14 protein-coding genes are annotated in these 11,798 nt (G+C 70.8%); 9 read left to right on the top strand and 5 right to left on the bottom strand.

Annotation, left to right across the window (positions count from 1 at the left end; all coding sequences use genetic code 11):
- Positions 1–49: 49 nt before the first annotated feature.
- Complete coding sequence (locus tag ACLIN4_RS33855; protein WP_257002914.1) at positions 50–349, top strand: hypothetical protein; 300 nt, start codon at positions 50–52, stop codon at positions 347–349.
- A 324-nt stretch (positions 350–673) separates the two neighbouring features.
- Here the strand turns inward: ACLIN4_RS33855 and ACLIN4_RS33850 are convergent, their stop codons facing one another.
- From ACLIN4_RS33850 to ACLIN4_RS33840, 3 genes are all read right to left on the bottom strand, one after another.
- Positions 674–1,405: a dienelactone hydrolase family protein gene (locus ACLIN4_RS33850; protein WP_107476353.1), complete on the bottom strand. Its 732-nt coding sequence runs from the start codon at positions 1,403–1,405 to the stop codon at positions 674–676.
- A 373-nt stretch (positions 1,406–1,778) separates the two neighbouring features.
- Positions 1,779–2,261, bottom strand: coding sequence for a GNAT family N-acetyltransferase (locus ACLIN4_RS33845; RefSeq protein ID WP_257101426.1), 483 nt, complete (start codon positions 2,259–2,261; stop codon positions 1,779–1,781).
- Positions 2,258–2,464: a hypothetical protein gene (locus ACLIN4_RS33840; protein ID WP_107476352.1), complete on the bottom strand. Its 207-nt coding sequence runs from the start codon at positions 2,462–2,464 to the stop codon at positions 2,258–2,260. The genes ACLIN4_RS33845 and ACLIN4_RS33840 overlap by 4 nt, the downstream gene beginning before the upstream one ends.
- Before the next feature lie 101 nt (positions 2,465–2,565).
- Here ACLIN4_RS33840 and ACLIN4_RS33835 point away from each other — a divergent pair, with 101 nt between their 5' ends.
- The 4 genes from ACLIN4_RS33835 to ACLIN4_RS33820 all read left to right on the top strand — a co-directional run bounded on the left by ACLIN4_RS33835 (position 2,566) and on the right by ACLIN4_RS33820 (position 6,676).
- The gene (locus ACLIN4_RS33835; protein WP_257101425.1) at positions 2,566–3,228 is read left to right on the top strand and encodes an ArsR/SmtB family transcription factor; all 663 of its coding nucleotides are present in this window, start codon (positions 2,566–2,568) and stop codon (positions 3,226–3,228) included.
- Between the two features lie 258 nt (positions 3,229–3,486).
- Positions 3,487–4,749, top strand: a complete 1,263-nt coding sequence (locus tag ACLIN4_RS33830; protein WP_107476350.1) for an MFS transporter — start codon at positions 3,487–3,489, stop codon at positions 4,747–4,749.
- Between the two features lie 160 nt (positions 4,750–4,909).
- Positions 4,910–5,533, top strand: coding sequence for a histidine phosphatase family protein (locus tag ACLIN4_RS33825; protein WP_381912040.1), 624 nt, complete (start codon positions 4,910–4,912; stop codon positions 5,531–5,533).
- Positions 5,534–5,701: 168 nt separating this feature from the next.
- The gene (locus ACLIN4_RS33820; RefSeq protein WP_107476349.1) at positions 5,702–6,676 is read left to right on the top strand and encodes an aldo/keto reductase; all 975 of its coding nucleotides are present in this window, start codon (positions 5,702–5,704) and stop codon (positions 6,674–6,676) included.
- An 18-nt stretch (positions 6,677–6,694) separates the two neighbouring features.
- Here the strand turns inward: ACLIN4_RS33820 and ACLIN4_RS33815 are convergent, their stop codons facing one another.
- Positions 6,695–8,158: a PLP-dependent aminotransferase family protein gene (locus ACLIN4_RS33815; protein ID WP_107476348.1), complete on the bottom strand. Its 1,464-nt coding sequence runs from the start codon at positions 8,156–8,158 to the stop codon at positions 6,695–6,697.
- Positions 8,159–8,256: 98 nt separating this feature from the next.
- Here ACLIN4_RS33815 and ACLIN4_RS33810 point away from each other — a divergent pair, with 98 nt between their 5' ends.
- Positions 8,257–8,721, top strand: a complete 465-nt coding sequence (locus ACLIN4_RS33810) for a GNAT family N-acetyltransferase (RefSeq protein WP_269960484.1) — start codon at positions 8,257–8,259, stop codon at positions 8,719–8,721.
- Positions 8,722–8,744: 23 nt separating this feature from the next.
- Here ACLIN4_RS33810 and ACLIN4_RS33805 read toward each other — a convergent pair whose 3' ends face one another.
- Entirely contained in the window at positions 8,745–9,314 is a 570-nt protein-coding gene (locus ACLIN4_RS33805; protein ID WP_107476346.1) for a chloramphenicol phosphotransferase CPT family protein, read from the bottom strand.
- Positions 9,315–9,494: 180 nt separating this feature from the next.
- Here ACLIN4_RS33805 and ACLIN4_RS33800 point away from each other — a divergent pair, with 180 nt between their 5' ends.
- From ACLIN4_RS33800 to ACLIN4_RS33790, 3 genes are all read left to right on the top strand, one after another.
- A complete protein-coding gene (locus ACLIN4_RS33800) occupies positions 9,495–10,064 on the top strand; it encodes a YdeI/OmpD-associated family protein (protein WP_107476345.1) in 570 nt (189 codons plus the stop codon).
- Positions 10,065–10,284: 220 nt separating this feature from the next.
- The gene (locus ACLIN4_RS33795) at positions 10,285–10,767 is read left to right on the top strand and encodes a GNAT family N-acetyltransferase (protein ID WP_107476344.1); all 483 of its coding nucleotides are present in this window, start codon (positions 10,285–10,287) and stop codon (positions 10,765–10,767) included.
- Positions 10,768–11,069: 302 nt separating this feature from the next.
- Positions 11,070–11,795, top strand: a complete 726-nt coding sequence (locus tag ACLIN4_RS33790; protein ID WP_411576531.1) for a GntR family transcriptional regulator — start codon at positions 11,070–11,072, stop codon at positions 11,793–11,795.
- The last annotated feature ends 3 nt before the right edge of the window (positions 11,796–11,798 follow it).

Raw genomic sequence — 11,798 nt, 5'->3', positions numbered from 1 at the left:
GGGTCGGCTATGGTTCGGCCATCGACTTGTGAACGAGAGGGGGGCGCCTGTGAACACGCCTCATCAGCCACCGCAGCCGTACGGGCACCAGCCGTACGGGCAGCCACCGCAACCGCAGTACGGGCAGCAGGGGTACCCCCAGCCGCCGCAGCCTTACGCGCCGCAGCCGATCATCATCAACAACAACGTGTCGGCGGCCGCTTCGGCTGCGGCGTTCGCCGGCGGGTACGGCCGCAGGAAGCGTCAGTCCTTCTGGGCGCACTTCTGGCTGTTCCTGTTCACTGCCGGTCTGGGCAACATCGTCTACGCCTGGTACGTGAGCGACTGGAACAAGAAGCGCGGACTGTAGCGGGAGCACGGCACGCACATCCGCCTCGCACCGGCGGCGACCCCCGGGGGCCGGAGAGGCCGGCCGGGGCCCGCGCCGGTGCGAGGACGGGACGGCAAAAGGGCAAGTCGTCCCGATCCGAGCAGGCCGCCTGCCGAACACCCAACGTCGAAGACACCCTTGACGGCACAGGTGCCAACCGGCGAAGCAGCGCGGTCGACGGTTCGAGGGCGAGGTCGACGTGGGTCGAGGTGCATCCGCGTGGCCGCGACGATCGACGTCTCCCTGACAACCGACAACGGCTGGACGGCTACCGCCTGCTGGTGGCCTGACGGCCGCCCTACCTCACTTCAGATGTCGGGTGAAGAACTGCGCTGCGGCGTCACTCGCGAACTGCGGCACGCCGGTGTGTCCGCCCATGTTGGCGTGGAGCGTCTTCTCCTTGGAACCCAAGGTGTCGAACAGGTCCAGAGCCGCCTGCCGGTCGTTGCCTTCGTCGTCCCACTGCAGCAAGACGTGCAGCGGAAGGCTGACCTGCCGAGCCTCCTCGAAGACGGCGCGAGGTACGAAACTCCCGGCGAACAGAACGGCGGCCGAGATGCGCGGCTCGACCACGGCCAGCCGGACCCCGATGGAGATCACTCCCCCCGAGTAGCCGACCGGGCCGTCGATCTCGGGCAGCGACAGGAGGGCGTCCAGGGCGGTCTGCCACTCCGGGACCGCCTTGTCGACCAGCGGAAGGACGAGCCGGTCCACGATGTCCTCGTCGACCGGTTCGCCGGCCTCCAGCGCCCGGCGCAGGTCGGCGCGGGCCTGCTCGGCGGCGGCGGATCGGGGCCGGTCGCCGCTTCCCGGGAGTTCGATGGTGGCCGCGGCGAAACCCTCCGCCACGGTCTGCCGGGCCCGGGCCACCAGTCGGGGGTACATCAGGTGCAGTCCGCCGGGGTGGCCGAGCAGGATCAGCGGCGCCGGCGCCGATGCGGATCGGGGCGTCCACAGCATGCCGGGGATCTCGCCGAGGACGAATCCGCGCTCGAGGACACCGTCGTCGAGGCGCCGCTCAGAAGTGAAGTGCATGGTCGTGCCTTTCGGGAGTGCTCACGTACGGCGCTCCCGGACGACCTATCGTCCGACCGTGACCCCGGAGGGGAGCACCCATGTCGATACTGCGTTCACGGGTACCACCTCCTCGTTCTCTCGCACGGCCGCCGGAAACGTAGCAGTTGTCGCGGTGGTCAGCCAAGCGGTTTCCAGCGCAGGGTCCACGGCCGGACGGCGAGGAGCCGAACACAGAGCTGCTCGGGGGCACATCGCGATTTCCGAGGCCCTCTCGGCCCGCTCCTCACACCAACGACGGCAGGCGTCATCGACGGCCTCGCCGAAGCCGACGTCTCAGGCGGGTCGGACAAGGCATGCCGGGTGCTGAGGAAACATCACCAAGACCTGGGGGTCAGACGGCTGGGCGATCTTCACTCGCCGGCCCGCCGATGATGAAGCGCATGCGAATCTTCCTGTTGCTCTCCCCGTGCCGGCTCACCTCCCGGAAACCGTGCCGCTGGTAGAAGGCATGGGCACGGGTATTGATCGCGAGCACGTCGAGGACGAGGTGCCGGCCCCGCCGGGCTGCGGCGTCGATCAGGGACCGGATCAACCGGGCACCGATGCCTCGCCCCTGGTAGTCGGGGTGGAGTTCGATCCGCCCCAGGTAGACCTCGGTCTCGCGGAAGTCGACGACCAATGTGCCCGCGTCGGCGCCGTCGACGGTGATGACCTGCCATCGTTCAGGTTCGAACCCCCGCTCGTGATAGGCGCGCTGCGCTTCGTCGTCCCAGCCCCAGATCGCCTCGACGTAGTCGCCCATGGCGGCCTTGTGGAGCTGGAAGCAGAACTCGCTGTCGGCCGGGACCGCCGGTCGCAGGGCAACGGCGTTCACGCGGCAGTCCTTCCAGGGCGTTCGACCAGCCGGCCGCGCTCGAAGCGGGCTCCGTCGCGGACGAGGGTGACCGGATGGGGGCGGCCGTGCCTGAGCCGACGCCGCCCGTGACCTTGGCCCGCAGACGGACGGCGCAGGGACGTGGCGGCGGCGCCCAGATCCTCGTCGGCGAGCGGGATGAGGTGATCGTCCGCGAAGCCCATGGCGTCCTCCGATCTCGGGGGGGGTGGGGAGACGGCCATTCCCCTGAGGCTCGCCTATGCTAATCCATGGATTTATGGAGGATGCCTTGCCGGAGAACACGATGAGCGGGACGAAAGCGCAGCTGTACGAGGCGTTCGCAGCCAGCGGCAAGGCGCTGGCCAGCGGCAAACGTCTGGAGCTGCTCGATCTGCTGGCCCAGGGCGAGCGCACCGTCGACGCGCTGGCGAAAGCGGCTCGGCTGAACCTGACGACCGCGTCGGCGCACCTGCAGACTCTCAAGCAGGCCGGCTTCGTGGCCACCCGCCGGGAGGGCGTGCGCATCCATTACCGTCTGGCCGGCGATGACGTCGCCCAGCTGTTCACGCTGCTGCGCAAGGTCGCCGAAGCCCACCACGCCGCCGTACCGGCTGCCCGTGACGCCTATCTCGGCGAGTACACCGCAGCCGAACTCAGCCGTGAGGAACTGCGGGTCCGCATCGCAGCCGGGGACGTCATCGTGCTCGACGTGCGGCCGGTGGAGGAGTACCGGGCCGGGCACATCCCCGGCGCGCTCTCCATCCCCGTCGAGGAGCTGGCCGACCGGATCGACGAGCTGCCGGAGGAGGTGGAGATCGTCGTGTACTGCCGCGGCGAGTACTGCGTCCTGGCCTACGACGCGGTACGGCTGCTGACCGACCGCGGGCGCCGGGCGATCCGGCTGAACGACGGCATGCTGGAGTGGCGTCTGTCGGAGTTGCCCGTCGACGCCTCGGATCTGACGTGACCGCACGGGCAGCGGCCTTCGGCAGACCCAGGCGATCATCACCACCCACCACGACCCGGACCCCGCCGACCACACCGAGCGCGGCAGCGCGGACAGCGTGATCCTCCTGTCCTTCGGCCTCGTGGGCCGCGACGACCGCATCGCCGACCTCGCCCAGGCTCGGCACCACTGCCGAACGCCCGTCGTGCACCGGCCCCGGGCCGTCAGGTCAGACCGACGGCCGGCGCGTACGGCGCACCACTCACCCCGGAAGAAGGCATGACCAGCACCGCACCCGCCGACACGGCTTCCATATCCGACCCGGCCACGGCTCAGGCCCGGATTCTGCGCGTCCTGGTCGCCTCCCAGGTCCTCAGCGGCGCCGGGCTCGCGGCCGGCGTCACCGTCGGTGCCCTGCTGGCCCAGGACATGCTCGGCTCCACCAGCTTGGCCGGGCTGCCCAGCGCGCTGTTCACCGCCGGATCCGCACTCGCCGCCGTCGCCGTCGGCCGCGTCTCCCAGACCCGAGGACGCCGCCCCGGACTCGCCGCCGGATACCTCACCGGAGCCATCGGTTCCGCCGGCGTCATCGTCGCCGCCGTACTGGACAACCCGGTCCTGCTGTTCACCGCCCTGTTCGTCTACGGCGCCGGCACCGCCACCAATCTCCAGGCCCGCTACGCCGGAGCCGACCTCGCCGCACCCGGCCACCGTGCACGAGCCGTCTCCACCGTCCTGGTCGCCACCACCCTCGGCGGCGTCGCCGGCCCCAACCTCGCCGCGCCCACCGGCACCTTCGCCGAAACCCTCGGCATACCGAACCTCGCCGGACCCTTCATCCTCTCCGGCGCCGCCTACGCACTCGCCGCCCTGGTCCTCGCGCTCCGGCTGCGGCCCGACCCGCTGCTCCTGGCCCGCACCCTCGCCGAGGCGCGGGCCGCCGACACCGCGACCGACAAGGGCACCACCGACGCGGGCGACACGACGGAAGGCCGCGGGGGCGTCGTCCTCGGTGCGCTGGTCATGGTCCTCACCCAGCTCGTCATGGTCGCGATCATGACGATGACGCCGGTCCACATGCACGACCACGGCCACGGCACCGCCGCCTCCGGGCTCGTCATCGCCATCCACATCGGCGCCATGTACCTGCCCTCCCCGCTCACCGGTTGGCTCGTCGACCGCTACGGCCGAATGACGACTGCCGCCGCGTCCGGCATCACCCTTCTGGCCGCCGGCATCCTCGCCGCCGCCGCGCCCGGCGACTCCGTCGCCCTCCTCGCGCTCGCCCTGGCACTGCTCGGCCTCGGCTGGAACTTCGGCCTCGTGGCCGGCACCGCGATCATCACCGACACCGTCCCGCTCGCCACCCGCGCCAAGACCCAGGGCCTGGTCGACGTGTCCATCGCCATCGCCGGTGCCACCGGCGGCATGGCCTCCGGCATCATGGTCGCCGCCACCAGCTACCCCGCCCTCGCCCTCACCGGCGGCATCCTCTCCCTGGCCCTGCTGCCGGCCGTCGCCGCCACCGCCTACCGCCGATGAACCCGACGAACCACGACATCCCCGCTGCGGACCTCACCGTCGACGGCGCCGGGCTCCTCTGTGTCACCCTCCTGCTCGCCTTGGGCCAAGGGAACCGGCCCTCAGGGAGGCAGCGTCTATTTGCTGCACATGATCGCCCATGGGCACGGAGGAGCTCGAGATGACCGGCACGGCCACGCGATACCTCTACCTCGTCCGGCACGGCCAGGCATCACCTGACGAGAGCGGACTGACAGAGGCCGGTCGACGGCAAGCCACACTGCTCGGCCAGCGCCTCCGGGACATTCCCTTCACTGGCGTTCATCACGGTCCCCTGCCTCGGGCAGAGCAGACCGCACGTTTGGTCAGCGACCAACTGAAAGGCGTCCCTCTACAGGTTTCCGAAATCGCTGGTGACTACGTGCCCTACATACCGGAGAGGGACGAGCTACCGGCTGAATCAGCAGACTTCCACCTCGGATTCCTCTCCTGTGCCACCGACGAGGAGCGGAAGAACGGACCTGCGCTGGCCCGCCAGGCACTTGATCTGTTCACCGGTCCGGTGGACGGCGGGCAGGACCGGCATGAGCTGGTGGTCACCCACAACTTCCTGGTCGCCTGGCTCGTCCGGGACGCCATGTACGCACCGAAGTGGCGTTGGCTGGGCCTGAACCACGGCAACGCAGCACTCACGGTCATCCGCTACGCGCCGGATCGACCCGCCTCCGTCCTCCTTGCCAATGACATGCGGCATCTGCCCACGGAGCTGCGCTGGACGGGCTTTCCTCCCGAGCTGCACATCTGAACGCGGCTCGGACACCGGCGCTCGCGCTGCACCGCGCCGACCTGATCGGTCCGGTTTTTCCGCGCGTCTTTGGACCGGGACACCGGACCGTTGTGTTCCTACGGTGGTTCCGTTCCTGTCCGAGCCCGCAAGTCATGGACGTGCGGGGGAAATGTGAAGGTGACACCGATGCTCCGACGCCGTGTCGGGGGCCCGTCAGGCCCCGTCGTCAGCGCCCTGTGCCTGGGCGCGCTGCCCTTCGGCACCACCGTGGACGAGAAGACGTCCTTCGCCATTCTCGACCGGTTCGTCGAGGCCGGCGGCGATCTCATCGACACCGCCGACAATTACGCGTTCTGGGCCCCCGGCGGGACCGGGGACGAGAGCGAGAGCACCGTCGGCCGCTGGCTGGCGAGCCGCCACCTGTACGACAAGGTCGTCATCTCCACCAAAGTGGGGGCCCGGCCCACCGTCCCCGGCAGCGGTCTGGAGACGGCCGAGGGGCTGTCGGCGCCGGTGATACGCAAGGCCGCGGAAGCCAGCCTGCGACGCCTGGGCACCGATCGCATCGACCTGTACTGGACACACATCGAGGACCGGTCCGTCCCGCTGGAGGAATCGCTCGGTGCTCTTGAGGACCTGGTCAGCGGTGGCAAGGTGTCCGTACTGGGCTGCTCCAACCACGCCACCTGGCGAACCGAGCGGGCCCGAGCGATCTCCCGGGCCAACGGCTGGACGGCGTACACCTGCGTCCAGCAGCGCTACTCCTACCTCCAGCCGCGTTTCGACATCGGACTTCCGGAGGGCGGACACGTCCATGTGAGCCCCGAACTCCTCGACTACGTACGCAGCGAACCGGACTTGACACTGATGGCCTACTCGTCCCTGCTCTCGGGCGCGTACACACGGCCGGACAAGTCCTTGCCCGCCGCCTACGACCACCCCGGCACCCGTCAGCGCCTGGCCGTTCTCGGGGAGGTGGCCGCCGAACTCGGTGCCACGGCCAACCAGGTGGTACTGGCCTGGCTGCTCGGGGGTGATCCGCCGGTGATCCCGATCGTGGGGGTGAGCTCCGTCGAGCAGCTGAACGAAGTACTGGGCGCCTTGGAGCTGGAGCTGCCCGGCGAGAGCAGGGTGAGGCTCGACCTCGCCGCGACGGGCTGAGGGGCCGCGCGCCGGCCTTCAGCCCGCCCGTTCCCCGGCTCTCCCGTCCTTGGAGGCTCGCCGGTCACGGAGCCGGGCTGCGTCGACGGCCCGTGCCAGGCGTCTGACGGCGCCGGGCACGGCCTGGTCGGCCAGGTTGCCGTAACCGAGGACCAGCTCCGGGCCGGCGCCGTCCCCGGCCCGCACCATGCGGTAGTCGTCGAGGTCCGCCAGCCGCACGTCGTGCCGGGCCGCCTCCTCGACGACGGCGGGCGCCGAGCAGTCCGTCAGGGACAGCAGCAGATGGAAACCCGCCGCCGCACCGGACACCCGGAACCCGGGCAGTGACGCCGCGAGTTCGCCCAGGAGGTGGTCGCGGCGCCGCTTGTAGCGCAGCCGGGATGCCCTCAGGTGCCGGTCGTAGGCACCGCGGTCCAGGAACCGGGCGAACGCCTCCTGGTCGATGACGGGTGGTGGCATGCCTCCGACGTGCTCCGCGGCCAGGGCGGCGGCCCAGCGCGGCGGCGCCACCGCCCAGCCGATCCGCAGCGCCGGTGAGAGGGTCTTGCTGACCGATCCCATCAGTACGACGTGCTCCGGGGCCATGCCCTGGACGGCGCCCACGGGGTGGCGGTCGTAGCGGAACTCGGCGTCGTAGTCGTCCTCCAGCACCAGGCCGTCGACCTCACGGGCCCAGGCGACCAGATCGGCGCGGCGGGCCGGGGCGAGGACCACACCGGTCGGGAACTGGTGGGCGGGAGCGACGATCACCGACCGGACCTGCGGCGCGTGCCGCAGCAGGTCCACCCGCAGGCCGTCGCCGTCCACGGGAACCGGGACGGGCACCAGACCCGCCGCCCTGACCGTGGCGCCCAGCCGCGACCACCCAGGGTCTTCCACGGCCACATGGGAGTGCCCATCGGCACGCAGGACGCGGCACACTCTGAGCACAGCGTCCAGCGTGCCGCCGCAGACGACGAGTTGCCGGGCGTCCAGCGACGCGCCGCGGCCCCGCACGAGGTACGCCGCGAGCCGTTGCCGGAGCCGGGCGAGTCCGGCCGCGTCGGGGTATCCGAGCTCGCCCCACGTCAGTGCACCGGTGGCTTCCCGTACGGCCTCCGCCCACTGTCTGCGGGGAAACGCCCGCAGGTCGGGCACGCCGGGAAGCATGTCGAACTCCGGCTCCCACCGCGTACCGGCATCGGCAGGGCTCGTTGCCGGTACCGGGACGGCCTGCGCCCGGACCCTGGTGGCCGAGCCGCTGCGCGCCTCCAGATACCCCTCGGCGACGAGCTGCGCGTACGCCTCCGTCACGACCCATCGCGAGCAGCCCAGGTCCGCCGCGAGAGTCCTGCTCGGCGGCAGGGCGCTGCCGGAGGCGATACGCCCGCCGGTCACGGCTGCGCGCAGCGCGCGGGTCAGCCTGACGTGCATCGGGCCCTCTGCCGGCCGGCCTAGTTCGAGGAAGGTCCCCCAGGCCGAGTCCGTCCGATCGTTCGCCACGGCTGCCGATGCTACCGACTGTCCGGGGCGGTCCGGCGGCGGGCTTCACGGCGGCCCGCCGTCGTCCGGAGCCTGAGCCGGTCTGCGAGACTGTGCGGATGAACGTCAGACTCGCCGAGACCCAAGACCTCCCCGGCTTCCTCGCGTTGGCGGCGCAGGTCGAGCACTGGTTCGGCCCGATGGTCGGTGAGGCCGGCTTCCACGCGGCGGTGCGGGACCACATCGTCCGGTCGGAGGCTCTCGTGGCCGCCTCCGCCGGCTCGCCTCTTCTCGGCGGCATGCTGTTCGGTGCGACGGCGCCGGTCTATCACGTTCACTGGCTGGTCGTGTCCGATCAGGCGCGTGGCACGGGCGTCGGCCGGGCGCTCATGGACGACGCGATGCGCCGGTGGGTGCGCGGCCCCGGCACCATCGAGGTGGTCACCTTCGGCAGCGACCACCCCGGAGCACATGTGAGCGGCGCCCGCGCCTTCTACGAGCGCCTCGGCTTCGTTCCCGGGGAGGCCGCCGACCCGGGGCCCGAGGGGGGTTCACGGCAGGTTTTCCGCCGTACGGTCGGCTGAGGCGCGCTTTCGGGCCGGCGTCCTCACGTCTGCCGTCGGCTCGGCAGGTGGCGTTCGCGGAGGCGGGTGAAGGCGGTGGGGGTGGGGCGACGTGGAAGGAACTTCTTGATCCGCTCGGCGCATTCCCGTGGAGTCGCCGTGCTGGTGTCGCACTCCAGGTCGTAGTCCTCGTGCCCGTGCACCAGGTCGTACTGGTACTCCGCGAGGCCCGTGGGCCGGTCGCCACGGGCCAGTTCGCGACGGACCAGTTCATCGAGCGGGCAGCGGACACCGACGAACAGAACGTCCTCGGGCCGCAGCACCGTGAGGCAATCGAGCAGGCGCCAGGGTTCGCTCAGGACATGGTCGACCACGATGTTGTTGCCCACCTCGGCCATGGCCGCGATCGAGCGGTGAAAGCCCTTCCTGGTACGCCGTAGGGCGGCGTCGAGCTCGTCGGGGTCGAGGGCCCGTTTGGTGCGCATCGCGTTGAAGCTGTCCACTGCCAGGTGGAAGTAGACACCTTCGTCCAGGATGTCGAGCAGTTCCCGGGCGATGCTCGACTTCCCGGAGCTGGAAGTGCCGTTGAGGAAGATGATCTGCCCGGATTCCATGGACCTCATGATCACATGCTCTTGAGCGGCGGGTGCGGCGAACGTTCCGGTACCCGCCTCGCCGTCGCGGTCCACGGGGGCGCCGCTGGGGGGAGGGAGCAGGGCGTCCTGGTGCGGGCGCGCGCCTCGCGGGTCGCCGAGAAGGACCCGCGTGCCACCCGGTTCTGATTGGATCGGGCCATGAGTGAGCCAATCATCTCCTTCGAGGATCAAGTCCAGTGGGAGCAGTGGCTGGAGGAGAATCACGAGAGTGCGGCCGGGGTGTGGGTGAAGATCGCGAAGAAGGCCAGCGGCATCCCGAGCATCACCTACGCCGAAGCCCTCGACGTCGCCGTCTGCTTCGGGTGGATCGACAGTCAGCGCGACAAGGTCGACGATCTGTACTGGCGGCAGCGTTTCACGCCACGGTCCAGGAAGAGCCCCTGGTCCCAGGTGAACCGGGAACGGGCCGAACGGCTGGCCGCGGAGGGTCGTGTCCGGCCGGCGGGCCGGCGGGAGGTGGACGCGGCCAAGGCCGACGGACGGTGGGAGGCGGCCTACGCCTCGCAGAGCAGGATGACCGTCCCGGACGACCTGCAGGAGGCCCTGCTGGAAGATCCCGCGGCAGCGGAGTTCTTCGCGACCCTGAACAGCAGGAACCGGTACGCGATTCTGTATCGCGTGCAGAGCGCCAAGAAGCCCGAAACACGCGCCAAGCGGATCGAGAAGTTCGTCACCATGCTGGCGAACGGAGAAAAGATCTATCCGTGACGTTCCGTTCCTGGCGTCCTTCGGTCCCGGTTCGCCGGCGGTCCTTCGGCCGTCGGCCCCGCCCCTCCGCGGGCTACCATGGAGTCATGGAGTGTCTTGCCGCTGAGCGCACGCGTCACTGAGGGCCCTGCTCACCGCCGATCCCATCGGCCGCGAGCGGGCCGGCAGAAGTCCCTGTTCTGCCCGGGCCTCGAGCCCTCAGCCCGAAAGGCGCACTCCCATGCTCATCCGCGCATTCCATCGGCACGATCTGGTGCCGCTCACCGAACTCACCATCGACACCTTCCGCCCGTTCTACGAGGAGTCCTTCCGCCCCCTGGTGGGTGAGGTGGTCTTCGCCAACCAGCACGGCGACTGGCGCGAGGACTACCGCCGGCAGGTCGCCGGGCTCCACGCACCCGAGCGGCACGCCCACGTCGCCGTCGCCGAGGCCGAGGACGGTCTCGCGGGCTACGTGGCGTGGACCGTCGCACCTGAGCGCAGGAACGGCAGCATCACTCTCCTCGCCGTCCGCGCACGGCACCGCCGCAACCGTGTCGGCACTGCGCTGTGCGAGCACGCCTTCCAGGAGATGCGGGCCCTTGGGGCGGAGGTGGTGGAGATCGGCACCGGAGGCGATCCCTTCCACGCTCCTGCCAGGGCCCTGTACGAGGCCCTCGGATGCACCCCGCTCCCGGTCACCGTCTATTACCGGCGGCTGTAGCCGGGGCCGGCTCCGGGACGGAGGCCCTCGTGCGTCCGTCCCGGGCCGGGCCCGTTCGGCGGGCCGGTGTCCGGTCCGCTCATCCGGCGGTGGCCGGGCGGGGTCGAAACGGCTCGGCGTCGGATCAGGCGCGGGCGCCGGGCCGAGGTTCACGTTGCCCGTGAGCGGCTCGCGCCAGCCACTGCCGTGTGCGGAAACGGTCCTCGGCGTCCCGCTGCTCCGCGGTCCCGCCGTCCCCGGGAACCCCCCGGTCACAGCACTAGACTGCCGGTGGCCGCAGCCCATCGAAGGCAGGGAGAAGGATGCCGGCACACGATCCGGATGCCACCGGCGCCGAGGGCGGTGCGGGTGAGCCGTCAGCGCGGCCGGTCCGGCAGGTCCTGTCCGACAGTGTCTACGAGGACATCAAGGCCATGGTCATGGACCACGAGATCGCTCCGGGGGCACGCGTCGGCATCGAGGCGCTGGCCCGTGCGCTGGGCGTGTCGCCGACGCCCGTGCGCGAGGCTCTGGCCCGGCTGGAGTCCGACGGCCTCGTCGTCAAACGGTCCCTGGCCGGGTACCGGGCGACCGAACTGCTGACCCGGCGGGGCGTGGCAGAGCTGTTCGAGATGCGACTGCTCCTGGAACCGCGCGCGGCCGCCCTCGCCGCCCACCACGCCGACGAGCGGCAGCTCGACGGCATCGAGGCGACGCTGGAGGCCATGCAGGCCCACCCCGGTCCCGGCGGGCCGTACGCCGCCTACCGGGACTTCGCGGCCCTCGACCAGCGTTTCCACGACGCCGTCGCGGAAGCCGCGCACCGGCCGCTGCTCGCGGACGCGGTGGAGCGGCTCCACTCCCATCTGCACATCTTCCGGCTGAGCGCGGTCCAGGACGCCGGTGCCCCCACCCTGGACGAGCACCAACGCGTGGTGCGGGCGATACTGCGCCGCCGGCCCGAGCGTGCCGCCGAGGCGATGGCCGAGCACCTCACGCGGAGTCTGGAGCGCCAGCTGTCCCGGTTCGGGGGCAGTGACCGGAGCTGACGC

This window comes from Streptomyces mutabilis, from assembly GCF_046628145.1.
In the GTDB taxonomy this organism is placed as follows: Bacteria; Actinomycetota; Actinomycetes; order Streptomycetales; family Streptomycetaceae; genus Streptomyces; species Streptomyces mutabilis.
This window is presented reverse-complemented; position numbering and strand designations above follow the sequence as displayed.